Annotated in this window: 25 protein-coding genes and 3 pseudogenes; 12 read left to right on the top strand and 16 right to left on the bottom strand. The window is 67.7% G+C overall.

Translation table 11 applies throughout. From position 1 onward, the window contains the following. The first annotated feature begins 47 nt into the window (after positions 1-47). The 3 genes from J2X45_RS11370 to J2X45_RS11360 all read left to right on the top strand — a co-directional run bounded on the left by J2X45_RS11370 (position 48) and on the right by J2X45_RS11360 (position 849). The gene (locus J2X45_RS11370; RefSeq protein ID WP_310214704.1) at positions 48-254 is read left to right on the top strand and encodes a hypothetical protein; all 207 of its coding nucleotides are present in this window, start codon (positions 48-50) and stop codon (positions 252-254) included. A gap of 191 nt (positions 255-445) precedes the next feature. After that, positions 446-655 carry a hypothetical protein gene (locus J2X45_RS11365; RefSeq protein WP_310214701.1) on the top strand — a complete coding sequence of 70 codons (210 nt, stop codon included), beginning with the start codon at positions 446-448 and terminating at the stop codon, positions 653-655. Further along, on the top strand, positions 652-849 hold the full coding sequence (locus J2X45_RS11360; RefSeq protein WP_310214698.1) for a hypothetical protein: 198 nt from the start codon (positions 652-654) through the stop codon (positions 847-849). The genes J2X45_RS11365 and J2X45_RS11360 overlap by 4 nt, the downstream gene beginning before the upstream one ends. A gap of 136 nt (positions 850-985) precedes the next feature. Here J2X45_RS11360 and J2X45_RS11355 read toward each other — a convergent pair whose 3' ends face one another. The 4 genes from J2X45_RS11355 to cobT all read right to left on the bottom strand — a co-directional run bounded on the left by J2X45_RS11355 (position 986) and on the right by cobT (position 5,045). Next, a complete protein-coding gene (locus J2X45_RS11355) occupies positions 986-1,276 on the bottom strand; it encodes a hypothetical protein (protein WP_310214695.1) in 291 nt (96 codons plus the stop codon). Positions 1,277-1,538: 262 nt separating this feature from the next. Next, positions 1,539-1,838, bottom strand: coding sequence for a hypothetical protein (locus J2X45_RS11350; protein WP_310214693.1), 300 nt, complete (start codon positions 1,836-1,838; stop codon positions 1,539-1,541). Between the two features lie 205 nt (positions 1,839-2,043). Beyond that, positions 2,044-3,120 carry an esterase-like activity of phytase family protein gene (locus J2X45_RS11345; RefSeq protein ID WP_310214691.1) on the bottom strand — a complete coding sequence of 359 codons (1,077 nt, stop codon included), beginning with the start codon at positions 3,118-3,120 and terminating at the stop codon, positions 2,044-2,046. Further along, complete coding sequence (gene cobT, locus J2X45_RS11340; RefSeq protein ID WP_310214689.1) at positions 3,117-5,045, bottom strand: cobaltochelatase subunit CobT; 1,929 nt, start codon at positions 5,043-5,045, stop codon at positions 3,117-3,119. The genes J2X45_RS11345 and cobT overlap by 4 nt, the downstream gene beginning before the upstream one ends. A 107-nt stretch (positions 5,046-5,152) precedes the next feature. On the opposite strand from cobT, the gene J2X45_RS11335 reads away from it, so the two are divergent. Further along, positions 5,153-5,335, top strand: coding sequence for a DUF1328 family protein (locus tag J2X45_RS11335; protein ID WP_310214688.1), 183 nt, complete (start codon positions 5,153-5,155; stop codon positions 5,333-5,335). Between the two features lie 139 nt (positions 5,336-5,474). Here J2X45_RS11335 and J2X45_RS11330 read toward each other — a convergent pair whose 3' ends face one another. Then, on the bottom strand, positions 5,475-6,632 hold the full coding sequence (locus tag J2X45_RS11330) for a DUF3089 domain-containing protein (protein WP_310214686.1): 1,158 nt from the start codon (positions 6,630-6,632) through the stop codon (positions 5,475-5,477). Positions 6,633-6,775: 143 nt separating this feature from the next. Between J2X45_RS11330 and J2X45_RS11325 the strand changes: the two genes are divergently transcribed. Further along, positions 6,776-7,867 (top strand): IMCp domain-containing protein, encoded by a 1,092-nt coding sequence (locus J2X45_RS11325; protein WP_310215294.1) that lies wholly within the window; start codon positions 6,776-6,778, stop codon positions 7,865-7,867. A 4-nt stretch (positions 7,868-7,871) separates the two neighbouring features. On the opposite strand, the gene J2X45_RS11320 is transcribed toward J2X45_RS11325, so the two are convergent. Both J2X45_RS11320 and J2X45_RS11315 read right to left on the bottom strand, forming a co-directional pair. Continuing rightward, positions 7,872-8,186 carry a hypothetical protein gene (locus J2X45_RS11320; protein ID WP_096032523.1) on the bottom strand — a complete coding sequence of 105 codons (315 nt, stop codon included), beginning with the start codon at positions 8,184-8,186 and terminating at the stop codon, positions 7,872-7,874. 39 nt (positions 8,187-8,225) lie between these two features. Further along, positions 8,226-8,357 (bottom strand): hypothetical protein, encoded by a 132-nt coding sequence (locus J2X45_RS11315; protein ID WP_310214684.1) that lies wholly within the window; start codon positions 8,355-8,357, stop codon positions 8,226-8,228. Between the two features lie 88 nt (positions 8,358-8,445). Here J2X45_RS11315 and J2X45_RS11310 point away from each other — a divergent pair. Further along, positions 8,446-8,547 (top strand): annotated as a pseudogene (locus J2X45_RS11310) (hypothetical protein); the annotation flags it as partial. 172 nt (positions 8,548-8,719) lie between these two features. Here J2X45_RS11310 and groL read toward each other — a convergent pair. Both groL and groES read right to left on the bottom strand, forming a co-directional pair. After that, entirely contained in the window at positions 8,720-10,363 is a 1,644-nt protein-coding gene (gene groL / locus J2X45_RS11305; protein ID WP_310214683.1) for a chaperonin GroEL, read from the bottom strand. A gap of 56 nt (positions 10,364-10,419) precedes the next feature. Next, positions 10,420-10,710, bottom strand: a complete 291-nt coding sequence (gene groES, locus J2X45_RS11300) for a co-chaperone GroES (RefSeq protein ID WP_013080760.1) — start codon at positions 10,708-10,710, stop codon at positions 10,420-10,422. Positions 10,711-10,885: 175 nt separating this feature from the next. Between groES and J2X45_RS11295 the strand changes: the two genes are divergently transcribed. Continuing rightward, positions 10,886-11,296: a VOC family protein gene (locus J2X45_RS11295; RefSeq protein ID WP_310214681.1), complete on the top strand. Its 411-nt coding sequence runs from the start codon at positions 10,886-10,888 to the stop codon at positions 11,294-11,296. A gap of 18 nt (positions 11,297-11,314) precedes the next feature. Further along, on the top strand, positions 11,315-11,743 hold the full coding sequence (locus J2X45_RS11290; RefSeq protein ID WP_310214680.1) for a DUF4345 family protein: 429 nt from the start codon (positions 11,315-11,317) through the stop codon (positions 11,741-11,743). 59 nt (positions 11,744-11,802) lie between these two features. Here the strand turns inward: J2X45_RS11290 and J2X45_RS11285 are convergent. After that, positions 11,803-12,437 (bottom strand): annotated as a pseudogene (locus J2X45_RS11285) (methylated-DNA--[protein]-cysteine S-methyltransferase). Positions 12,438-12,498: 61 nt separating this feature from the next. Then, a complete protein-coding gene (locus J2X45_RS11280; protein ID WP_310214675.1) occupies positions 12,499-13,806 on the bottom strand; it encodes an acyl-CoA dehydrogenase family protein in 1,308 nt (435 codons plus the stop codon). A 157-nt stretch (positions 13,807-13,963) separates the two neighbouring features. On the opposite strand from J2X45_RS11280, the gene J2X45_RS11275 reads away from it, so the two are divergent. The 4 genes and pseudogenes from J2X45_RS11275 to J2X45_RS11260 all read left to right on the top strand — a co-directional run bounded on the left by J2X45_RS11275 (position 13,964) and on the right by J2X45_RS11260 (position 16,997). Continuing rightward, positions 13,964-14,560, top strand: coding sequence for a GNAT family protein (locus J2X45_RS11275; RefSeq protein WP_310214673.1), 597 nt, complete (start codon positions 13,964-13,966; stop codon positions 14,558-14,560). Positions 14,561-14,745: 185 nt separating this feature from the next. Next, a pseudogene (locus tag J2X45_RS11270) lies at positions 14,746-14,820 on the top strand (hypothetical protein); the annotation flags it as partial. Positions 14,821-14,895: 75 nt separating this feature from the next. After that, the gene (locus tag J2X45_RS11265; protein WP_310215292.1) at positions 14,896-16,155 is read left to right on the top strand and encodes a hypothetical protein; all 1,260 of its coding nucleotides are present in this window, start codon (positions 14,896-14,898) and stop codon (positions 16,153-16,155) included. 74 nt (positions 16,156-16,229) lie between these two features. Beyond that, positions 16,230-16,997, top strand: a complete 768-nt coding sequence (locus J2X45_RS11260) for a MerR family transcriptional regulator (protein WP_310214671.1) — start codon at positions 16,230-16,232, stop codon at positions 16,995-16,997. Positions 16,998-17,024: 27 nt separating this feature from the next. Here the strand turns inward: J2X45_RS11260 and J2X45_RS11255 are convergent, their stop codons facing one another. From J2X45_RS11255 to putA, 5 genes are all read right to left on the bottom strand, one after another. Further along, positions 17,025-18,641 carry a carboxylesterase/lipase family protein gene (locus J2X45_RS11255; RefSeq protein WP_310214669.1) on the bottom strand — a complete coding sequence of 539 codons (1,617 nt, stop codon included), beginning with the start codon at positions 18,639-18,641 and terminating at the stop codon, positions 17,025-17,027. A gap of 84 nt (positions 18,642-18,725) precedes the next feature. Next, positions 18,726-20,054: a cellulase family glycosylhydrolase gene (locus tag J2X45_RS11250; protein WP_310214668.1), complete on the bottom strand. Its 1,329-nt coding sequence runs from the start codon at positions 20,052-20,054 to the stop codon at positions 18,726-18,728. A 74-nt stretch (positions 20,055-20,128) separates the two neighbouring features. Then, positions 20,129-20,410 (bottom strand): type II toxin-antitoxin system RelE/ParE family toxin, encoded by a 282-nt coding sequence (locus J2X45_RS11245; RefSeq protein ID WP_310214666.1) that lies wholly within the window; start codon positions 20,408-20,410, stop codon positions 20,129-20,131. Continuing rightward, positions 20,407-20,670 carry an antitoxin gene (locus J2X45_RS11240; protein ID WP_310214664.1) on the bottom strand — a complete coding sequence of 88 codons (264 nt, stop codon included), beginning with the start codon at positions 20,668-20,670 and terminating at the stop codon, positions 20,407-20,409. The genes J2X45_RS11245 and J2X45_RS11240 overlap by 4 nt, the downstream gene beginning before the upstream one ends. A 38-nt stretch (positions 20,671-20,708) precedes the next feature. Then, a complete protein-coding gene (gene putA / locus J2X45_RS11235) occupies positions 20,709-23,798 on the bottom strand; it encodes a bifunctional proline dehydrogenase/L-glutamate gamma-semialdehyde dehydrogenase PutA (protein WP_404980048.1) in 3,090 nt (1,029 codons plus the stop codon). Between the last annotated feature and the right edge of the window lie 333 nt (positions 23,799-24,131).

Below are 24,131 nucleotides of genomic sequence, written 5' to 3'. Positions count from 1 at the left end.
CATGGCGGCGTTCCAGTCTTTTTGCTCGCTCGCATTCAAGGACAGTCATGAACAAGTTTCTCGGTGAACGCATCGTCATCACGGTCCGCCGCAATGAGGGCCTTTGGGCTGCGGAGGAGGCCGGTGTCTATTTCGGCGCATCGGCGGACAAGGACATCGCCAAGGCGTCAGCCTCGAAACGGGCTCGAGAACGCATCGGTCAGGGTCACGCCTGCCAGATTCGGATATCGGGCGAGCATGGCTTCGCGATCTGACCTGTGTTGGTCAGTTTGGCCGCTCTAGAGCATTTCACGACCTGACTGCGTCAGGCCGTGAGCTCTAATCTTTTGTTTTGGCGCATTTTTCTTCACGCGAACCGGAACCACTTCGCTCGAAAAATGCTCTGGCCGGCTGACTGACGCGCTCCATCTGTCTTCCCATCGCCTCGACGCCCCGCAGGATCCAAATGCAAACGCCCGCCCAAATTCAGCAACGTTGGCGCTTTCTGCGCGACCTTCTTCAGGATCAGCTCGCCCGCTTCGAGGGGGGCACGCTGCACGTGCGTTCCAACACGGTCGATGTCAGCGCATCGGCTATAGCGACGCTCAAGCGGGAAGTTGCGGAATTCGACCGACTGATCCTGGCGGGTCCGACGCACGTGGCGGTCGTCCCATGACCCTCCCCTCCGGTCAGGTGAAGGCGCTGAGGAATCTATCGCGCAAGCGGTCCGGCGAGGATGTCGACTGGATCAATATCCGCGACGCCCGCGCGCTCACCGACCTTGGCCTGGCCGCGCGCGGACGGGCGGGTTGGATGATCACGGACGCCGGCGTCGACCTCGTCCAGCGACTGGATCAGGCTCGCGACTGATCTTCGGCTGGGTACGAGCCGATGGTGCGTAAACTTGGATCGGCGCCCGTCATCGCAACCCCGCATCTGACAAAGCAAAACCCGCCGCGACCTGTGCCGCGGCGGGTTTTGAAAGCTTGGTACTAAATAGGGTCGCTTAGCGCGAAACGACAGCCGGGTTGGCCGTGTTGTAGGCGGTCAGGGCCGGGCTGTTGAGCTTGGCGACGGCGTCGTTGACCGAGGCGCGGATGCAGGCCGGGTACAGGTAGCCGGCCAGGGCTTCGCCGCGGACGTCCTTCCAGCAGACGTTCGAAGCCGCCTTGACGATGTCGGCGCGGACTTCAGCGGCCGGGCGACCGGCGACCTTGATGCGAACTTCTTGAGCCGAGGCCGGAACGGCGACCAGGGTGGCGATGGCCGAGGCGGCCAGAACGAGCGAGCGGATCATGTCGAAGTGTCCAAAAAGGAGGTTGTGATCAACCCCCTCCAGACGCGTTCCTCTGACGGCCGGTCCCCGGTCTGTCGCCTGTTGGGCCGTCACTGAGCGTATAGCGTCGCTTGATTGAGTGATCAATGATTATGTTGCGGCGCACGCGTTGAATTTTTGCGGCGCCGTCATCAGCGCAACTGGCGCCCGGAGGTGAGCAGGTCGCATGAAAGGGCCCGCGAGACGGAGTCCCGCGGGCCAATTCTCGGCAACTGGCGCGCGCTTAGCGCGTGGCCAACCGCAGGTAGGCGGTGCGGCCCTGGCCCTTGTTGTAGGCGCGCAGTTCGGCGTTGTTGGCGCGGACCACGGCGTCGCGGGTGACCTCGCGGATGCAGAAGGGGGTCAGGTCAGAAGCCTGGGGATTGCCCGCCAGGTCCTCTTTGCAGAGCTGCCGGGCGGCGTCGACGATCTCAGCGTGGACGACCGGCGTGGCGCGGCCCCGAACCTTGACGGTGATCTCGCCGGCGTTGGCGGCGGTGGTGGCCATCAGGGCGGTGATGGCGATGACAAGCAGTCGGATCATGTTGGGTAGTCCCGGAAAGGAGGTTGAGTGCAACCGCCTCCCGACGCGTTCCTCTGACGGCCCCCAGGATCTCGCCTCGTCGTCCGTCGCTGTCATTTGTCTATGACAACGTTGTCTCTCGCAAGTGCGAAGAGCGCCATCTCACGAAAATGTTAGCGGTACCATTTCGTTGCCAACGAAACCAGTTGGCCGCGCTCAAGTCGGCTCAGCGCTTGCGGACGGGCTTCTTGGCGGGTTTGGGCGGCAGGGCCGGCGGCGGTGGGGGTGGGACCCAGTCAAACGCCAGCAGCAGGGTGCGCTGGCTCTCGGCGGCGTTGTCGTCCGAGATCAGGTAGAGCCGCGTGCCGCCCGACGGTGAGCGGGTCAGGGCCACGCCCTCGAAATTGTCGCGTGTGGTCGAGCCTTCCAGCCGCAGGGTGGCTGAGATGCGCTGCCGGGCCGCGGGCACGGTCGGGTCAGCCACGAAGCGGACCATGGCGCGCCAGCCGCGCACCGGGTCGAAGCCTCGATGCAGGGTGGCGACGGCGGGACCGGCGAACGGCGCAAAGCCCGACAGCCCCCAGGTGAAGTCCGGGCCGGACTGCGGCGGCAGGGCCTTGCAATCGGCCGACAGGCGGCAAAGCCAGACCTCTCCCTCCTCGCCGCCCACGATGTAGGCGTCGGGCCCGGCGGACGGATAGGCGGCGATCGCCTCCAGGCCCTCGTTGTCGGGCAGGACCGTGGCGGGCTTGGGGGCGGGGCGGGGCGTTCCCCAGCCGCCGTCCGGCAGCACCGGATAGAGCCAGATGCGGTGATCGCGCTCGAAGCTGACCAGCCGGTCGCCATTGGGCAGCACCGCCAGGCCCTCGGCGTCGGCCTGCTGCTTTCCCTGGATCGGTTGACCGTCGAGGCCGCGCAGCGGGCGCAGCTTGCCGTCGGTGAGGCCCGACAGACGACCGTTGGGGTCCAGCTGGATACGGGCCTCGAACAGATCGCCGTCGTCGGTAAGGGCCATCAGCTGGCCCTCCGCGCCGACCGCCAGGTCGGACAGGCCGTGCAGCCGCGTCGTGGTAGCGCTGGTCAGCACCAGCCCCCCGGCATACGTAAAGCCGCCATCCAGAGTGGTCTTGGCCGGGTTGGCGGCGTCCAGCGGGACGGGCGTGGCGGTGACCGCGATCTCAGGGCCGACCTTGACCGGCGCGGGAGCCGCCACGACCGGCGGACGACGCGGCGCGCACTGGGTGGCCATGCCGCCCAGGCCCGCGATGACGCCCAGCACCAGCGCCGTGCGCAGACCGATCACGCGAGAACCTTGCCCGCCGTCTTCGGCGCTTGGGGCGTGACGACCGGCGGCGGCGCCAGCAGGCCGCGCGTGCGGGCGATCTGCCGGGGCTCTTCCTCGAAGAGGGCCGCCAGCTGCTCGACCAGCACGCCGCCCAGCTGCTCGACGTCAACGATGGTGACGGCGCGGCGGTAGTAGCGCGTGACGTCGTGGCCGATGCCGATGGCGATCAGCTCGACGGGGCTCTTGCCCTCGATCTCGGCGATGACCTGGCGCAAGTGGCGCTCCAGATAGTGGCCCGAATTGACGCTGAGGGTGGAGTCATCCACCGGCGCGCCATCAGAGATCACCATCAGAATGCGGCGCTGTTCGGGCCGGGCGATGATCCGCTGGTGCGCCCACATCAGGGCCTCGCCGTCGATGTTCTCCTTCAGCAGGCCCTCGCGCATCATCAGGCCGAGGTTCTTGCGCGCGCGTCGCCACGGCGCGTCGGCGGCCTTGTAGATGATGTGGCGCAGGTCGTTCAGGCGGCCCGGCGCGGCGGGCTTGCCGGCCTTGATCCACTCGTCGCGGCTGGTCCCGCCCTTCCAGGCGCGGGTGGTGAAGCCCAGCACCTCGGTCTTGACCCCGCAGCGCTCCAGCGTGCGGGCCAGGATGTCGGCGCAGATCGCCGCCACCATGATGGGGCGCCCGCGCATCGAGCCGGAGTTGTCGATCAAGAGAGTCACGACCGTGTCGCGGAACTCCTGGTCTTCCTCCTGCTTGAACGACAGCGGCGCGGTCGGGTCGATGATCACCCGCGTCAGGCGGGCGACGTCCAGCATCCCTTCCTCGAGATCGAAGGTCCACGAGCGGTTCTGCTGGGCCAAGAGGCGGCGCTGCAGCTTGTTGGCCAGGCGCGAGACCACGCTCGACAGGGCCGATAGCTGCTGGTCGAGATAGGCCCTAAGCCGGGTCAGCTCCTCGGCGTCGCAAAGGTCCTCAGCGCCGATGATCTCATCATGGGCCGTGGTGAAGATCTTGTACTGCGGCTCGCCGCCCTGGCCGGCGCTGGTGTCGGGACGGGCCGGCTTGGCGCCGTCGCCCATCTCGGGGCTCTCGTCGGACTCCTCCGGTTCGCCCTCCTGGTCCGACTGGACCATCTCCTCGTCGCCGGACTCGCTCTCGCGGTCGGTGGCCTCGCTCTCCTGCGGGGCCGAGCCTTCCTGCTGCTCGCCTTCGCCCTCGCCCTGATCCTCGTCGGAGTTCTCGGTGGGGGCGTCGTCCTCGCCGTCTTCCTCGTCGGCGCTCTCGGTGGCGTCGGCCATGTCTTCGGAGAGATCAAGGTCGCGCAGGATCTCGCGGGTCACCTTGGCGAAGGCGGCCTGGTCGTCGATGGCGGCGGCGAGGCGATCGAGGTCCTTGCCGGCCCGAGCCTCGATGTCATGGCGCAGGATGTCGACCAGGGCCTTGGCGCCGTCGGGCGGGGCGTCGCCGGTCAGGCGCTCGCGCACCATCAGGCCCAGGATCTCGGCCATCGGCGCGGTCTGGCGGTCGGTGGCGACGGCGCGGGTCAGGCCCTGCTTCTCCAGCCGGGCCTCCAGGGCAGCGGTCAGGTTGGCGCGCACGCCGCCCAAGGCGTTGGCGCCGATCGCCTCCAGCCGCGCCTGCTCGATCGACTCGAAAGCGGCCTGACCGTCGGGCGAGCTGGGCCGCGCGCGGGCGTGGGCGATAGGATCGTGGTGGGCCAGGCGCAGGGCCATCTGGTCGGCCAGGCCGCGGATGCGCGCGGCCTCGCGGCTGTTGAGGTCACGCGGCGGATGCGGCAGGACCGCCCGGTTGCCCAGGAGCTGGGGACCATCGCCCGAGAACACGACCTCCAGATCCGGCGTCTCGGCGAGCGAGCGCGCGGCGTGCGCCAGGGCGCGCTTGAAGGGTTCGGTCGGGCTTTCGGGCTTGGAGGCCATGGGGTTCGAGTTAAAGGCGCCGGGCGGGGAAAACAAGGAACGCCGCACGCTGGGGCGACGTTGATTTGCCAACCGCGCCGTCGGCGCGCTCCTGAAGGAAACCAAGAATGCTCAAATGGGCCATCATCCTCGCCATCGTCGCCCTGATCGCGGGCGCCCTGGGCTTCACCGGCGTGGCCGGCGCAGCCGCTGGCGTCGCCAAGATCCTGTTCTTCCTCTTCCTGGTCGGCTTCGTGCTGGTGCTGCTGCTCGGCGGCACGCTGTTCAAGGCCGCGACGGGGCCGAAGTAGGGGGTAAACTTTCCTCCCCCGCATCGCGGGGGAGGTGGCCCAGAGGGCCGGAGGGGGCCAGCTGGACGCAGACCGCGCTCGCCCCCTCAGTCGCTCCGCGACAGCTCCCCCGCATCGCGGGGGAGCAGAAGGAGCCGCCTCACTTCACCCCGTAGGCCTTGGCCTGACGGCCGGCCAGGGCGACCAGGTCGCCCATCTGCAGGTTCACGTCGATCAGATGCAGGCCCCAGTCCTTGAGGGTCACGGGCCCGACGACGACGTCGCCGCTGATCTCGTCGGTCCGCGGGTCGGCCGGGTCGGCGTTCACCTTGACGGACAGATAGGTGAAGTCGCCCTCGGCCACGCACTTGGCCGACAGCAGGCCCGGCATCGACACGAACGGCGTCGACACCGTCAGGTCCTTGGCGAACGGCTTGGGCGGCGCGCCCGACACCGCGCCGAAGCCCTTGGCGCTGAGATAGGCCTGCAGCGGCGCTTCATCCGTTGACGCCCTGCCCGCCAGCAGAGCGGCGGGGCTGACGCAGGCGGCGCGGCGGCCCTCGGGGTCGGTCTTGCCAAACCGGCTGATGGGCGGCGGCGGGCTCGTCTCGCGGAACGAGACATAGCTGACCAGGCATCCCACCTGGTCGGCCTTGTCGCACAGCGGGATGGAGCCGTACTTGCCGCCCTCGACCGGGGTGTTCATGCCGATGATGTAGGCGGCGATCATCTGCTTCTGGACGGGCTTGCCGTCGATCTCGCTGGTCAGCAGCCCCTGCAGGACGCGCGCGCCCTGGCTGTGGCCCATCAGGATCACGCCCCGGCCCTTGTTCTCGTTTTGCAGGTACCAGTTCCAGGCGTCGCGTACGTCGCCATAGGCCAGGGCCGCGTTTCCGGGCGAGCCTTGGCCCATCATGACCGCGCGGAGGGCCGCCAGGGTCACCTGCCGGTACATCGGCGCGAACACCCGACAGGTCGAGGCGAACCGCGCCAGCTGCTGGTCGACCACCCGGCGCTCGGCCTCGTCGATGGTCATGTCGCTGTTGCCGCCCGGATCGGTCGACACTGTCGGATAGACATAGAAGCAGTCATAGGCCGGGGCGGCCGCGGCCTTGAAGGTCTCGACCGAGGTCTTGCCGTCGGCCTGGACGATGGTGGTGGTCTGGTCGACGGCGCAGGCGTCGGCGCGGCCGGGCAGGCACAGCCACGACTCGGGCTTGCCATAGTCGTTGGGCGCCGGCGCTGCGGTCTGCGCGTTCGCCGCGCTCGCCAGCCCAAGGACCGCCATCGCCGCGAGGCCCGTCAAAGTCCGCTTCATCCTGGTTCGCTCCCGCTCTCAAACGCTCGTTTGGTCGCGACAATGATCAAAAGAACGGCGGCCGCCAAGAGGGCTTGGCCTGATCATTGCGCGACGGCGAAGCCGCGTCCCGGTTCGGGACGGTCAGCCGGAGCCTGCGTGTGGTGATCAGCTTCAAGACCCTTTGCCGCCTGGGCGTCGCCATGCTCGCCGCGCTTTCGCTGGGCGCCGCGCCCGCCCTGGCCGACGGCTTCCCGGGCGCGCCGACGCGCAGCCCTGTCCCGAAACAGGCCGCCCCTAAGCCGCGCACCAAGATCGTCTATGTCGATCGCCCGGTGGTCTTCGAAAAGCGCGTCTATATCGACCGTCCCACCACCCAGATCGTCGAGAAGGTGGTCGAGAAGCCGGTGATCATCGAGCGCCCGGTGGTCGTCGAAAAGCGCATCGAGGTTCCGATCGAGAAGCTGGTCGAGGTTCCTGTCGAAAAGAAGATCTACGTCGACCGACCGGTCGAGAAGAAGGTCTACGTCGACCGTACGGTCGAGAAGAAGGTCTATGTCGACCGCGTCGTCGAAAAGCCCGTCGAGAGGATCGTCGAAAAGGTCGTGGAGAAGCCGGTCTATGTCGATCGGCCCGTGCCCAGCGAAAAGCCCGGCGAGGTGGTCGAGAAGATCATCCAGGTGCCGATCTATGTCTATGTCGACCGCCCGGTCCCGACGCCGTCGCCGGGCTGCGTCCAACCGTGCGGCTATGTCGAGCGTCCCTCACCCTGCGCCCTTCCCTGCGGTCCAGTCGCCCCGGCGCCCTGCGCCAGTTCCTGCGGTTACGCGCCGCCGTCGCCCTGCGCCAGCCGCTGCGACGTCCATTGGCGACCCGCGCCGCCGCCCAGCTGCGGCCGGCCTTGCGGACCTGTCCACACGCCGCCGCCCTGCGCCAACCCTTGCGGCTACAGCGGGGTGATCCAGCATCGCGACGAGCGCTATGAAGAGCGCTCGTCCTACTATGAAGACCATGACGGCTACGGCGAGCTTCCGCCCCTGCCGCTGGGTTATCTGGGCCAAGCCTCGGGCGGACGCGGCGGCGGCTATGGCGGGGTCGGGCTGGTGGGCGGCGGCGGCTGGCGCGGCGGCGGCTTTGCGGGCGGCTCAGCGTCTGCGAGCGCTTCGGCCACCGCCTCGGCGACGGCCTCGACCTCGATCCGCATTGGCGGGGGGAGCGGCGGCGGTTGCTCGGGCTGCGGCGGCAAGCGCCACTGACGCGTTACAGCGACAGCCAGCGGCGCGGGTTCTTGTCGCCCAGCGCCCGGGCCTCACCGGGCTTGAGGCCAAGATCGCGCATACGATAGGCGACGATCTCGCGCAGGGCTTCGACCGGCTCGTGGCCGCCGACGGGACTGGAGGCTACTGGCCCGGCGTTCATCGCCAAATCCACGGCGGTCCACTCGGCCTGGGCCCGGTCGGCCTTGCCGACGGCGAAGTAGTGGCGCACCGGCGCCCGCTCGCCGGGGACCTCGACCATCACGCCGATGACCCAGCCTTGAACGATGAGATCGGCGTCGGGGCGCTGGCGGAACATGCAGGCGGTGTAGCCGGGCGCGGCGACGTCTGAAAGGGGCTAGCCGATCAGCTGGAACGCCGCCTGGCTGATCAGGCCCAGCGCCAGCCAGGCGCCCAAGGCCAGAACCACGACCGACGCCCGTACGGGCCGCCGACGATGCTGGGTAGACTGCAAACGCACATACGCCATGGACGCCTCCATGTCCTGATTTCCGAACGGGAGGTTAACGCGGGACGGCGCGTTCGGCTCCGCGACCCATTGACCCGGCGGAGGGGGCTCGCCCTTCGACACGCTCAGGGTGAGGACGACTGTTGCTCTCGGTTCGCACAAAATCCTCATCCTGAGCTTGTCGAAGGACGAGGATTTCCAGCCGCGTTAGCGCCCACACTCAACGCGCATACAGCTAAGAAAAAGGGCGGAACCTTTCGGCTCCGCCCTCATCCATTTCAGCTCTTGAGCTTTATGGACTTCCTTAGAAGTCCATGTCGCCGCTCTGGATCGGCGGGGCCGATCCAGATCTCTTTGGGAGATGGGCGACTTTATGGACTTCCTTAGAAGTCCATGTCGCCCATGCCGCCGGGCATGCCGCCCGGGGCGCCGCCGGCCGAGGCCTTCTTCGGGGCTTCGACGATCGCGGCTTCCGTCGTGATCAGCAGGCCGGCCACCGAGGCGGCGTTCTGCAGAGCGGTGCGGACCACCTTGGCCGGGTCGATGACGCCGTCGGCGACCAGGTCGACATACTGCTCGGTCTGGGCGTTGAAGCCGAACGAGCTGCTGTCGTTTTCCAGGATCTTGCCGACCACGATCGAGCCTTCGACGCCGGCGTTTTCGGCGATCTGGCGGATCGGGGACTGCAGGGCGCGGCGGACGATGGCGATGCCAGCGGTCTGGTCATCGTTGTCGCCGGTGACGCCGGCCAGGGCCTTGGAGGCCTTCAGCAGGGCCGTGCCGCCGCCCGGGACGATGCCTTCGTCGGCGGCCGCGCGGGTCGCGTTCAGGGCGTCGTCAACGCGGTCCTTCTTTTCCTTCACTTCGACTTCGGTCGAGCCGCCGACGCGGATGACCGCAACGCCGCCGGCCAGCTTGGCCAGACGCTCTTGCAGCTTTTCCTTGTCGTAGTCCGAGGTGGTGTCTTCGATCTGGCGCTTGATCTGCGCGATACGAGCCTCGATGTCGGCCTTCTCACCGACGCCGTCCACGATCGTGGTGTCGTCCTTGGTGATCGAGACCTTCTTGGCGCGGCCCAGCATGTCGAGCGAGACGTTCTCGAGCTTGATGCCGAGGTCTTCGCTGACGACTTGAGCGCCCGTCAGGATCGCGATGTCTTCCAGCATGGCCTTGCGGCGGTCGCCGAAGCCCGGAGCCTTGACGGCGGCGACGCGCAGGCCGCCACGCAGCTTGTTGACGACCAGCGTGGCCAGGGCCTCGCCTTCGACGTCTTCAGCGATGATGACCAGCGGGCGGCCCGACTGGACGACGGCTTCCAGCACCGGCAGCAGCGGCTGCAGCGACGACAGCTTCTTTTCGAACAGGAGGATCAGCGGCTCTTCCAGCTGAACTTCCATCTTGTCGGCGTTGGTGATGAAGTACGGCGACAGGTAGCCGCGGTCGAACTGCATGCCTTCGACGACGTCGAGTTCGGTTTCGGCGGTCTTGGCTTCTTCGACGGTGATGACGCCTTCGTTGCCGACCTTGTCCATGGCCTTGGCGATCATCTCGCCAACTTCCTTGTCGCCGTTGGCCGAGATGGTGCCGACCTGAGCGATTTCAGCGTTGGTGGTGACCTTTTTCGAGGACGCCTTGATGTCCTCGATGGCGATGGCGACGGCCTTGTCGATGCCGCGCTTCAGGTCCATCGGGTTCATGCCGGCGGCGACCGACTTGAGGCCTTCCTGGACGATGGCTTGGGCCAGGACCGTGGCGGTCGTGGTGCCGTCGCCGGCCTTGTCGTTCGTCTTCGACGCGACTTCGCGGATCATCTGCGCGCCGAGGTTCTCGAACTTATCCGACAGTTCGATTTCCTTGGCGACCGAGACGCCGTCCTTGGTGGTGCGCGGAGCGCCGAACGACTTTTCGATGACGACGTTGCGGCCCTTGGGACCCAGGGTCACCTTCACCGCGTTGGCGAGGATGTTGACGCCGCGCAGCATGCGGTCACGAGCGTCGGACGAGAAATAGACGTCTTTAGCGGCCATGTTAGAGCCCTTCTAAAAGAGAGATAAGCGGAAAGCGGTGGTGAGCGGGAAGCCGATTAGGCTTCGACCACGCCCAGGACGTCGCTTTCCTTCATGATCAGGAGGTCCTGACCGTCGACCTTCACTTCGGTGCCCGACCACTTGCCGAACAGGATGCGGTCGCCAGCCTTGACGTCCAGGGCGACGACTTCGCCCTTGTCGTTGCGCGCGCCGGGGCCGACGGCGACGACTTCGCCTTCCTGCGGCTTTTCCTTGGCGGTGTCGGGGATGATGATCCCGCCCTTGGTCTTGGTTTCTTCTTCGACGCGCTTCACGAGGACGCGGTCGCCCAGGGGACGAAACTTCATGGTGTTCTCCGTCGGAACGGTTTGAAATAAGACTTCGTCGGCCATCGGGGAGCGGGACTGTTAGCAGTCGCTCCCTCCGAGTGCTAACGACGCTGGTGAGTTAGGCGCCGGCCCTCGGGGAGTCAAGGACGCCCTGGATGAAGTTTTTTCGGCGCAGGGAACGGGAGCGGCTTCGATGATCGACCATATGGGCGTGACGGTGCGCGATCTCCAGATCTCCAAGGCCTTCTATGACGCCGCGTTCGCGCCGCTGGGGATCGCCGTGGTGATGAGCGTCGGCGCCGAGGAGACGGGGAGCACGGCCTTCATCGGCTATGGCCCGACCGCCGATCGCCGCGACATCCAGGCGGGCAAGCCGAGCTTCTGGATCAGCCAGGGCGAGGCCGTGACCGGCCCCATGCATGTGGCCTTCCTGGCGGCGAGCCGCGCCCAGGTCGACGCCTTCCATGCTGCGGCCCTGGCGGCGGGCGGCCGCGATAACGGCCCCCCGGGGGTCCGGCCTCATTATCACCCCCACTATTATGGCGCCTTCGTTCTTGACCCGGACGGGCGGAACGTGGAGGCGGTCTGTCACGCGCCAGCCTGATCGCTGTTAGGAGACCCGATGTCGAGCTACGTCCTGTCGCTGCTTCTGGCCGTGATCGCCTGCGTGATCGGCGGAACCCTGGGCGGCATGATCCTGGCGCGGCCAGCCACGCTGCTGGAGGCCGCAGGTCTCGCAGGTGACGACACGCCCAAGCCGCCGCTGTTCGCCGAGGGGCGCGCTCTGGGCGGGGTGCTGATCGCCTCGCACGGCGTGGCGGCGCTTTATCTCGGCTATCAGCCGAGGATCGGCGCGGCCATGGCGCTGGCGCTGGCGCTTGCCTGGCTGGGCGCGGCGGTGGGGCGGGCGGTGTCCTTGGCTCTGGACGGCGACGCCGGGCGCTACAATCGCGGCGCGCTGCTGTTCAACGTCCTGATCGGGGTCACCCTGGCCCTGCCGTCGTTCCAGATCGGCAAGGTCGTGCTGCGCGGCGCGCTGGGGCTGGCCTAAAGCCTCGTGCGGAAAAGTGGGAACCGGTTTTCCGCAAAAAACGACGCGAAAACAGAAAGCTAAAGCGCGCCCTCGTGCGTCAGCAGCCAGCGCTTGCGGTCGATGCCGCCGGCATAGCCGGTGAGGGCGCCGTTGCTCCCGATCACCCGATGGCAGGGCGCGACCAGGCTGAGCGGATTGGCCCCGTTGGCCGCGCCCGCCGCCCGGATCGCCAGCGGCTTGCCGATGCGGCGCGCCAGCTCTGAATAGGGGATGGTCCGGCCGGCGGGGATCTCTGTCAGCGCCCTCCACACCGCCTGCTGGAACGGCGTGCCGCCCGTCTTCCAGGCCAGGGCCGTCAGGGCGTTCGTCGCCCCGTCGAAGTAGTGTGTGAAAGCCGTTCGGATCACCGTCGGCGCAGGCCCGGTGTCCAGGGCCAGATCGCCATAGTGCAGCCGCGCCAGGCGCCGCATCCGGGGCTCGAAGTCATGGAAGTCGACGGCGCGCAGCAGGCCGGTCTCGTCGGTGACGAGCAGGATCTCGCCGATCGGCGAGGGCAGGCGGTCGATAAAGAGGCGGGCGGGACGGGTCATGGGGCGAAGATCGCCGAGGCCAGCGCCGCTGTCCGCCCGGATTTTGCGGCGAAGGTTCCTCCCCCGCGGTGCGGGGGAGGTGGCCCAGAGGGCCGGAGGGGGCGTACGCTGTGTAGGTCCAGCGCGCCCCCTCAGTCACTCCGTGACAGCTCCCCCGCATTGCGGGGGAGCATCTGGGCTCCCCTACCTAATCCCCGGCACGTGCAGGGCGGCTTCCTTCTCGGCCTTCTGTTTGTACATCAGGTCGCCGTACTTGCTGTATTCCATGCGGGCGATCGTGCGCTGGTGCACCTCGTCCGGACCATCGGCCAGACGCAGGGTGCGGATGCCGGCATAGGCCTTGGCGAGGCCAAAGTCGGTGGTCACGCCGCCGCCGCCGTGGGCCTGGATGGCGTCGTCGATGATCTTCAGGGCCAGGCGCGGCGCGGCGACCTTGATCATCGCGATCTCCAGACGGGCCGACTTGTTGCCGGCCTTGTCCATCATGTCGGCGGCCTTCAGGCAGAGCAGGCGGCACATCTCGATGTCGATGCGGGCGTCGGCGACGCGCTCTTCCCACACCGAGTGGTCCGAGACGTACTTGCCGAAGGCTTTGCGGCTCATCAGGCGCTGGCACATCTTTTCCAGCGCGACTTCCGCCGTGCCGATGGTGCGCATGCAGTGGTGGATACGGCCGGGGCCGAGGCGCCCCTGGGCGATCTCGAAGCCGCGGCCCTCGCCCAGCAGCAGGGCGTCCTCGATCGGCACGCGCACGTCCTTGAGGATGACCTCGGCATGGCCGTGCGGGGCGTCGTCATAGCCGAACACCGGCAGCATGCGGACGATCTCGATGCCCGGGGAGTCCAGCGGCACCAGGACCTGGCTCTGCTGGGCGTGGCGGCTGGGGTTGTCCGGATCGGTCTTGCCCATGACGATGGCGACCTTGCAGCGCGGATCGCCCACGCCCGACGACCACCACTTGCGGCCGTTGATCACATAGTGGTCGCCGTCGCGCTCGATGCGGGTCTCGATGTTGGTGGCGTCCGAGGAGGCCACCGCCGGCTCGGTCATCAGGAAGGCCGAACGGATCTCGCCGTTCATCAGCGGGCGCAGCCACTTTTCCTTCTGCGCCAGCGTGCCGTAGCGCATCAGCACTTCCATGTTGCCGGTGTCGGGCGCCGAGCAGTTGAACACTTCCGACGCAAAGCCGACCTTGCCGAGCTGTTCGGCGATCAGGCTGTATTCCAGGTTGGTCAGCTGCACGCCTTCGAACTGGAAGGTGTCGTCGACATGGGTCTGGCCGCTGTGCGGCGGCATGAAGAAGTTCCACAGGCCCGCGGCCTTGGCCTTCTTCTTCAGGTCCTCGACGACCTGAACCACTTTCCAGCGCTCGGCGCCCAGGACGTTCATCTCGGCCTCATACGCCGGGATCGCCGGATAGACGTGCTCGTCCATGAACGCGGTGACGCGATCCAGGAACGCGCGTTGCTTGGGGGAAATGTCGAAGTCCATGGCCGTTCCCTCTACCCGCTTATTTCGGTGTCAAACAGTTGTTTGAAGCATTTGTAGACCGGCTTTCCGCGGGCGGCAAGCGGGCAGGACGACGTAGGTATCGGCCAGCGCGCGGCTTTCGGTTGTCTTCACGCCGATCATCGCCGACAACGTCGCCATGCTGAACCTGACCGCCGACATCCTGCAGGGCCGCTACGTCCGGCTCGAACCCGTCACCGTCGATCATCGCGACGAACTGAAGGCCGCCATCGACTGTGATCCCGAGAGCTGGGAGATCATGTCGGTCAACGGCTGTGGCGAAGGATTCGAAGATTTCTGGGGCGCGCTGCAGGGCGAGACCGACCGGGGCGAGCGTATCGGCTTTGCCATCCGGCGCCTGGCCGACGGCAAGGTGGTGGGGACCTCCAGCTATCTGAACATCCGGCGCCTGCACCGCGGTCTCGAGATCGGCGCGACCTTTCTCAATCCCGAGGCGCGGTCGGGCCCGGTGAATCCCGAGAGCAAGCGCCTGATGCTGGGCCACGCCTTCGACAAGGCTGACGCCATCCGGGTCGAGTTCAATGTCGACGTCCGCAACGCCCGCAGCCAGGCGGCCGTCGGCAAGCTGGGCGCCACGAAGGAGGGCGTGCTGCGCAACCACAAGGTCACCTGGACGGGCCATATCCGTGACACCGCCGTCTTCTCGATCACCGATTACGACTGGCCGGCCATTCGCGAGCGCCTGGAGTTCCGGCTCAGCGAGACGTTCGCCTGATCGCGCGCCAATCTGACGCGAAGCTCGCGTAACAACACTTTCGCAAAAGCTTGGCCATGAATGCTCGTCCATGGCTGGAAGGCGTCTCTACGCATTTGCATCGAGCACGGCGCGCGGAGCGTCTCCGTTGACCGCGTCACGCCGGCCAAGATCGACAGGGCCAGCAGGACCTGTGCATGCGGACCTTCGAGGGCGACCCCAGGCTCAGGGCTTGGGTCGGCGTGCGCCTCTGGAGCGTGGCGCGGGGAGGACTGCGCGAGGCGTTTAGCCGCAAGCGTGTGAAATCCACCGCCGCCCTAACGATTTGTCGAGGAATGGCGGCGCATGCTGCGCGCATGACGGCCATTGCCTGCCTTCGCATCCTGTTCACCGCCGACGGCGACATGCGCCCCGGCGATATGCCCAAGCACAAGGCGCAGGGCGTGGCGGACGCGTTTCTGAAGGCCAAGTGGCGCGCGCCCCGCAAGTGCGGCGCCGTCGCACCGCTGGCGTTCGTCCTGGCCGATCATCGCGCTGAGCAACTGGACCCGGCGGAAGTGCAGGGCCTGGCGGTCGAGCTGGAAAAGACCCTGTTTCCCAACCGGCCTATCGGCCAGATCGCCTTGATGACCTTCGAGGGCGACGAAACTGCGGTGCTGCACTTCTCGGCCCTCTCGCAAAAGGAACTGGCCGCTCTGATGGCCGGCGAGGGCTATGGCGGCGAACCGGGGCGGATCCACGTGGTGACCGCCGACGCGATCAAGCCGATGCCGGCCACGCGCGAGGAAGCCAAGGTCTACGCCGCCGAGAAGGCCAAGGCCGCTGAAGTTGAGCCCCCGCCCGCCAAGGCCAAGCCCGCGGCCAAACCCGCGCCCGCGGCATCGCCCACCGCAGCCGCCGCCAAGGTTGTCACCCCCGAGCGGCCGGCCGACACGGGCTGGTGGGGCGTCTACGATCTGTCCCAAGGTGTCTTCATCGGCTCCGCCATCGGCATGCGCGCCGATCTGGTCGAGGCGCCGCCAGAGGATGACACCAAGCTGCTCAAGCGCGACCTTGTGGCGCTGACCGACCTCCAGGCCGCGCTGAAGACCGCGTCGTTCGGCGAAATCCAGGCCTCGTTCGGGTTCTGGAACCTGATCACGCCCGCCTCGCAGGAGTCCTACAAGGCCCGCCTGTCGCGCTATCCGCTGGACGCGCGCCCCCGCCTGACCGCGTCGATCTACGGCGCTCCGCGCGAGGCCTCGATCGGCATGCTGCAGCAGATGCGCAGCCTGCTGGCGGGCGCGTTCGCGGCGATGGATCTTCGCATCACCGACCCGACCTTCCCGGTCCAGGGCCTGCCGCCGGAGCTTCTCGAGAGCGTGACCCTGGTGCTGTCGGGCGAGACCGAGCATGACCGTCTCAAGCAGATCCTCAAGTTCGTCGAGCGCAAGTCCGCCTATGCCGCCAAGGGCGTGATGCAGTGCGTGGCGAACGTCACCTCGCCCGTGGAGCTTGAAGCCTGCAAGGCCGCCGGCGTCGTCCGCGTTCAGGGACCGGCGGTCACCGACTTCATGGAAAAGCCTGTGGCCGCCGCCGACGGCGCGCCTGCGGCCCTGGCCAAGAGCGCGGCCTGACAGCGCAAATCCGCCGCTTGACCCTCACGCCACGTCAGACCTGATGGCTCTCGTCATTGAGAGGGAAGGTCGCGTTGAGCGTCTATACGGTCAAACAGATGGCGAGGCTTTCGGGCGTCTCGGTGCGCGCGCTGCACCATTATGACGCCATTGGCCTGCTGAAGCCCCGCGCCGTCGGGGCCAACGGCTATCGCTACTATGATCGCCAGGACCTGCTGCGCCTGCAACAAATCCTGTTCCATCGCGCCTTGGAAACGCCGCTGAAGGACATCCAGGCCGCCTTGGACCAGCCGGGGTTCGACCTGGCCGCCGCCCTGCGCGCCCAGCGCGCGCGGCTGGCGGCCGAGGCCGAGCGCTACGCCCGGCTGGTGGACGTCGTCGACCGCACCCTCGCCGACCTCGAAGGAGACGAGACGATGGATGACAAGATGCTTTTCGAAGGCTTCGACCCCAAGAAGCAGGCGGGATACGAAGCTGAACTGGTCGAACGCTACGGCGACGAGGCCGTCCGGCGGATCGCTGACGCCAAGGCCGGCATGAAGGACTGGGGCAAGAAGGACTGGTCCCAGTTCCAGGAAGAGGCCAAGGCGATCGAGCACGATCTGGCCAAGGCCCTGACCCAGGGCCTGCCCGTCGACAGCCAGCCCGTGACGGCGATCATGCGCCGGCACTGGTCCTGGATCGGGAGGTCCTGGAACCGTGAGCCCACGCCCGACGCCTTCGCCGGCCTGGCGCATCTCTATGAGGACAATCCGGAGTTCACCGCGCGCTACGAAGCTATCGCGCCGGGCCTGACGGCGTATTTCGCCGAGGCGATGCGGGTGTTCGCTCGAGCACGCTGATCCGTCGGCTCAAGCCGTGCTGTGCGCCTACGTCCCAAACTGAGTGAAGGGCACGCGGTTGAAGAATTCGCGCTCGACCCCGCGCGGGTCGTCCTCCAGCCGCGAGACGGTGTCGAACACCATCGTCTGGCGGCGGGGCAGGGTGTAGGGCTCCCACTTGGGGAGGCTTCCGCCGTTCGGATCGCCGCTGCGGGCGAAGGCGATGAAGGCGTCGCTCATGGTGTTGGACATCGCGACCGACTCCGGCCCCGTCCCGACGATCGAGCCCTTGGCGTCCAGCGTGCCGAACACCAGGCCGATGTCGATAGTGTGCGGCGCGCCGAAGATCCCGCCTTGGATCGGCGAGCGCCAGTTGACCTGGTAGGCGTAGGCCGGCGCGCCGGCCTTGGCCCGCTCCTCATCCTGGATGATCGCCGCCTTCCACGAGCGCCCCGCCGTCGAGGCGGCGAAGAAGACGTCTGCCGGCGAATAGCTAGGATAGGTCTGGCGGTAGAAGGCCACCACCGTCTCGGAATCGATGTCGATGCGCGCGGCGAACTGCCCGGGCAGGCGGGCGATCACCTCGTCCCAGGTCTGGGGGAAGGCCTTGGCGTCCCAGCCGATGAAGCCCTTGGTCTCGTCGTGGGTGTTGCCGACCATCATCGGGATCGACAGGCTCTGGGGCGCGGCGTCGGGGAAGAACGGGTGGCGGGTCAGCGACCGCTGGTCCAGCACCGGACCCATATAGACCCCGCCGGCCCCGGCGATCGGGTCGACCGCTTTAAGGCCCGCCAGCATCTCGGCGGCGGGCAGGGCGCGCAGAGCGGCCAGGTCCTTGATCCCCAGCTTGTCGAGGAAGGCTTTCGCGCGCTTGGTCGCGTTGAACGGGCCGCCGACCGTGACCTGCTGGCCGCTCATGGTGGCGACGCGATGGAACAGGCCCTTGGCGGCCGGCATGGCCATCAGGGTGGCGATCTTGGCCCCGCCGCCCGACTGGCCAAACAGCATGACGCAGTCGGGATCACCGCCGAACCTGGCGATATTGTCGCGCACCCACTGCAGGGCCAGCACCAGATCCAGTTGTCCGACATTGCCGCTGTCGGCGACCGACGGATCGTTGAACAGGCGCGCCAGATACAGATAACCGAAGGCGTTCAGGCGGTGGTTCACGGTCACCACCACGACGTCGCCGCGCTTGGCGAGCTTTGTTCCTTCATACCAGGGACTGGCGCCCGAACCGCCGTTATAGGCGCCGCCGTGGATGTAGACCATCACCGGCCGTTTGACCCCATCGGCCAATCCCGCCTTCCGCGAGGCCTTGGCCGGTGTCCAGACATTGAGGAACAGGCAGTCTTCCGAGAGGGCCTCGCCCTCCTCGCCCTTGCCGGTCTGCATTGAGGCCGGACCATAGGCGAGGGCGTCTTTCACGTCGGTCCAGGGCTCGGGTTTGGCCGGCGGCATGAACCGCCGCGCCCCGCCGGTGTCGGCGCCGTAGCGCAGGCCCTTGAAGACGCTGACCCCGTCCTGGACGTAGCCGCGCGCCTTGCCGTTGGTGGTCGCCACCACGGGCGAGCGCGCCTCGCCCGCGAAGCCCGCGCGGGGCAGGGCGGCGTAGGCGGCCACGGCGGCGGCGCCGGTGATCAGCGTGCGGCGGGTGGCGGTCATCGGGTTTCCTCCGGCGCTTTCTGACGAGCGGTCCGAAGCGGTATCATGAGTGACACCGGTGACAATCCCTTTATCGCCGGGTGGCTAGACCAGCGCCTTCACCGCCGCGGCGTGCGCAGTGATCACCGCTAGGGTCGAGGCGTCGGCGTCGAACACGCCGAACAGGCCCTGCTCCTCCTGGGGCGGATCGCCGACATAGCTCTTGTCGCCCTTCTTGAACCAGGCGTCCGGCTGCTGGGCGCGGCCCTCGCCGTTCCAGGCCCAGAAGTTGACGCCGGCGGTCGGCCCCCCGGCCTTCATGTCGGCCAGGGCGAGATCCAGCATCGTCTTGTAGAAGCGGTCGCGATAGGTGGTCGGCGAGCCGGGCGCAAACTGGCGGCCGTCGCGGATCAGGCCGAACTCCTCGATGGTCAGGGGCTTATTCAGGCGCTTGGCGAGAGCGATGTGCTGGGCGACATAGTCTCGGCACTTCTGCTCGCCGGCCTCATAGGTCGAGGGCTGGTCGGTCATGCTGATCCAGCCCCAGTTGTTGGGCCAGATGTGGATCGTCATGTAGTCGATCACCGGCGGGGCGTGGGCGTCGATGACGCAGGACTCAAGGCCCATGCAGCCCATGGTCCCCTCACTGCCGGTGGTGACCAGGTGCTGGTTGTCCAGGCGCTTGATCAGGCTGGCGGTGTCCCGGATCCAGGCCTGGTAGGCGGGCATGTTGCTCTTGCCGAAGGCGTCTGAGCCGCCGGGGCGCGGCTCGTTGGCCAGCTGCCAGGCCATGATCGTCGGATCGTCGCGATAGGGCTTGCCGGTGACGGTGCTGACCCGGCTGACGAGGCTCGTGACATAGTGGCGGAAGCGGGCGTTGGCCTTCTGGTTGGCGTAGAACCGCGCCGAATAGTCCGCGTACTGAGGCCACGGATGGGCGGGATCGCCCTGCTGGAACCAGGGCCCGTCGCCGACCCAGTTCAGATAGGCCGGCATGCCGCCTGACCAGTCCCAGAAATTGTTGACGTAGATGACCGCCTTCATGTCGCGCTGGGCCATCTCGGCCAGGGTGATGTCGAGGCCTTTCAGCAGGTCGGCGTTATAGTCCTCACCCGGGCCGCGGAAGGTCGGGTCCATGGCCACCTTGGCGGGAGACTGCTCCCCCGCGCCCAGGATCCGCAGGTTGGTCACGCCCATAGCCTTGAGGCGATCCAGTTCGCGGCGCAGACGGCCAAGGTCGCCGTAGCCGGCCGGCGCGCCCAGCCAGGCGGCGTACCAGACATTGGTCCCGGCGAAGCGATAGGGCTTGCCGTCCAGATACAGTCGGCCGCCCTTGACGGTGACGAAGCCCTTCGGCGCGCCGATGGGCTTAGCCGCGCCGATCGCAGGCAGGGCCGCTGCGGCGGCGATCAGGTGGCGGCGGGAAAGGGTCATGGCGTCCTCCGACGAACCTCTACGGGGTCTCGGGTCGCACCATGCCGCGTGCTGATAGCGCTAACAACTCACTTCTACCGCTGCTCAAGGCTATGCCAGATTCGGGTGACATAGACGTTGGAGCCGCTGAGACGGTAACGCATCACATAAGCGCTCTGACCAAAAGGTATGCTGATCTCGCGGGTGGTAGGACCAACCGGGCGGCCTCGTGATGGCGCTTCAGTCAAACTATCGATGGCGCTTTCCAGAAGTGGGCCCAGTCTCGCCGCCGCCCGGGCGTCACGCTCGAAAAGCCAGACGATGAGACGGTTGAAGTTTCTCTTGGCTCTGGCGGATACCGAAACCGTAAAGGTCAACCCAGGCCCGCAGTTACGCGACGTATGTGAGCGCGGAATTCATCGCGTGAGATGACCGGTTCGTCGCCCCGTTCGATGGCGTCGGCGATAGCCTCGTCGATGGTCGGGTCTGGATCGATTGTTTTAGGAACCGCGCCTGTCAGGCCTGCGTCGATCAACGCCACGGCGTACTCGGTCACGGTCATGCCCAGGCGGTCCGCCAGGACCTTCAGCCGGGCGGCCTGCTCCTGATCGATATGAATGTCGAAGCCATCGGCCATGGGCGGAGAGTCCCGCCGATGGCCGATGGCGTCAAGGGTTACAGGTTCAGCAGCGCCGGGTCGCCGCCCTGGGCGGTGATGTTGACGCTGACCGCGCGCTCGACCGCGAAGCGGAGCAGGGCGTGGGGGCCGCCGGCCTTGGGGCCGGTGCCCGACAGGCCCTCGCCGCCGAACGGCTGGACGCCGACGACCGCGCCGGTCATCGAGCGGTTCACATAGGCGTTGCCGGCCGGGACCAGGCGCTGGACGTCGGCGGCGAAGCTCTCGATCCGTGAATGGATCCCCAGCGTCAGGCCATAACGACGGGCCGCCAGGGCGCCGGCGACCTTTTCGAGGTTCTCGGGCTTGTAGCGCACCACGTGCAGCACGGGGCCGAACACCTCGCGCTCCAAGAAGTCGGCGGTCGGGATCTCGGCCAGGACGGGCGCGAAGAACGTGCCGCCGCCGGGCGCTGAGAGCGCGTGCAGCACCTTGGCCTCGCGCGTCAGGCGCTCCAGGTGCTTGTCGAGCGCGGCCTTGGCCTCGGCGTCGATGACCGGGCCGACGTCGGTGACGGCCAGGGCCGGATCGCCCAGCACCAGCGCGTCCATGGCGCCCTTGAGGCCGTCGATGATGTGGTCGGCGGTGTCCTGCGGCAGGAACAGCAGGCGCAGGGCCGAGCAGCGCTGACCGGCCGAGCCGAAGGCCGACACGATCACGTCGTCGATCACCTGCTCTCGCTGGGCGGTGGTGTCGACGAACATGCCGTTCAGGCCGCCGGTCTCGGCGATGAACGGCACGATCGGGCCCTGGCGCGTGGCCAGGGTCTGGTTGATCCGCCACGCCGTGTCGGTGCCGCCGGTGAAGGCGACGCCATCCAGGCCCTCGTGGCTGGTCAGGGCCGCGCCGACGGTCTCGCCGCGACCGGGCAGCAGGGCCAGCAGGCGCGGGTCAAGGCCGGCGGCGTGGTAGAGCTTCACCGCCTCGAAGGCGATCAGCGGCGTCTGCTCGGCCGGCTTCGCCAAGACGGCGTTGCCGGCCGCCAGGGCCGCGGCGATCTGGCCGGTGAAGATGGCCAGCGGGAAGTTCCACGGGCTGATGCAGACAAAGACGCCGCGCCCGGCCAGGCGCAGGCTGTTGGTCTCGCCGACCGGGCCCTTGAGGATCTCGGCCTCGCCGAACTGGTCCTCGGCCAGCATCGCGTAGTAGCGGCAGAAGTCGACCGCCTCGCGGACCTCGGCGACGCCGTCCGACAGCGTCTTGCCGGCCTCGCGCGACAGGATGGCGATCAGGCGCTCGATATTGGCCTCCAGCGCGTCGCCCATGGCGCGCAACACCTGGGCGCGGGCGACGCCGCCGGCGCGGTCCCAGGAGGCTTGCGCGGCGCGGGCCAGCTTGAAGGCCTCGTCGATCTGCGGCGGCTGGGCTTCCGAGACCACGCCGACCGTCTTCTGCGCGTCGGCGGGAGCGATCACCGGCAGCGGCGCGCCGCCGGCCACGACCTTGCCGCCGACCAGCGGGCCGGCCGACAGGGTCACGCCGTCCAGAGCGGCGACAGCGGCGCTCAGGCGATCGCGGTCAGCCTTCACCGAAAGATCGAGGCCGGCGCTATTCACGCGACGCTCGCCATAGACATGGATCGGCGTCGGGATCTTGGCGTGGCGGTCGGGGTGGGCCTCGACCGTGTCGATCGGGTCGGTGACGACCTTCTCGACCGGCACGCGCTCGTCCAGCAGGGCGTGGACGAACGATGTGTTGGCGCCGTTCTCCAGCAGGCGACGGACGAGGTAGGGCAAGAGGTCCTCGTGACCGCCCACCGGGGCGTAGGCCCGCAGGGTGATCCCGTCATAGAGGTCGTCGGCGGCCTTATAGAGCGCCTCGCCCATGCCGTGCAGGCGCTGGTGTTCGATCTTCACGCCCGCGTTCTTGGCCATGCGGACCACGGCCGCCAGGGTGTGGGCGTTGTGGGTGGCGAACTGGGCGTAGAGGTGCGGGGCGGCGTCGATCAGGGCCTTGGCGTTGACCAGGTACGACAGGTCCGTGGCCGGCTTGGTCGTATAGACCGGATAGTCCGGGCGGCCGGCGACCTGGGCGCGCTTGATCTCGCTGTCCCAGTAGGCGCCCTTGACGAGACGCACCATCAGGCGACGGCCGGTCTCTTCCGACAGGGCCTTCAGGCGCGCGATCACCTCGCCGCAGCGCTTCTGATAGGCCTGGACGGCGAGGCCCAGACCCTTCCAGTCGCCCAGCTCCGGCTCGCGGCACAGCTTGTCCAGCAGCTTCAGCGACAGGGCCAGGCGGTCGGCCTCTTCGGCGTCGATGGTGAAGTTCAGGTTGTGGCGCGCGGCGATCTTCGCCAGGCGCAGAGTGCGGGGATAGAGCTCTTCCCAGACGCGGTCTTCGTGGGTGGCTTCATAGCGCGGGCACAGGGCCGAGAGCTTGACCGACACGCCGTGGCCGGCCTCGGGACCGGCCCCGTTCGACAGCTTGCCGACGGTCTCGATCGCGTCGGCGTACGACTTTTCATAGCGCGCGGCGTCGGCGGCGGTGCGGGCGCCTTCGCCCAGCATGTCGAAGCTGCACATGTCGCCTTCGGCGGCGGCGCGCTTGATGGCGGCCTCGATCGTGCGGCCCAGGACGAACTGCTCGCCCATGATGCGGATGGCCTGGCCGACGGCGGCGCGGATCACCGGCTCGCCCAGGCGCCCGGCCAGCTTCTTGATGAAGCCCGGCAGGTCCTTCTGGGCCTCGGCGTCGGGCTCGACGATCTTGCCGGTCAGCATCAGGCCCCAGGTCGAGGCGTTGACGAACAGGCTGTCGGAGCCGCCCAGGTGCGAGGCCCAGTCGGCCGAGCCGATCTTCTCGGCGATCAGCTTGTCGCGGGTGTCGTCGTCGGGCGTGCGGAGAAGCGCCTCGGCCAGACACATCAGGGCCAGGCCCTCGCGGGTGCCCAGGCTGAACTCCTGCAGGAAGCTTTCGACCACGCCCTGTTTCCGAACGCTGCGGCGGGCGCCGCGCACCAGCGCCTCGGCCTCGGCGCGGACGGCCGCACGGTCTTCGCTGGAGAGCGGCTTGGCGGCGAGCAGGTCGGCGATCACCGCGGCTTCGTCGCGATACTTGCCGACGTCGAGGCTGTCCCAATCGGTCATGGTCGTTTCCGCTTGTTGGTATATCGTCGGTCTAACTCGGCTCTGACGGAAGGTGCTTCGTTTGTTGGTCTGCAGGGGCGAAACTTGTTCGGCCGAAATGCGAAAAATGTTCGTCTGCTCCAGCGAACGGCGGGGCGCAGGCCGGATGCGCGCGCAAGTCCGCGCGAAAGACGAAGATAAGGGGAAATGGGGAGGGAGGAAGGGACGCGTTCAGGGGGGGAGACGCTCGCGTCCCTTCCTCTCTAGCGCGACGCCCGGTTAGGGGGAGAAGGGCGAGCGTCGCGTCGGTTCCAGGCTACGGCGGCTGGCCGTTTCCGCAGGCGCCTTGAGGAG

This window comes from Caulobacter sp. BE264 (genome assembly GCF_031457805.1).
Lineage (GTDB): Bacteria > Pseudomonadota > Alphaproteobacteria > Caulobacterales > Caulobacteraceae > Caulobacter.
This window is presented reverse-complemented; position numbering and strand designations above follow the sequence as displayed.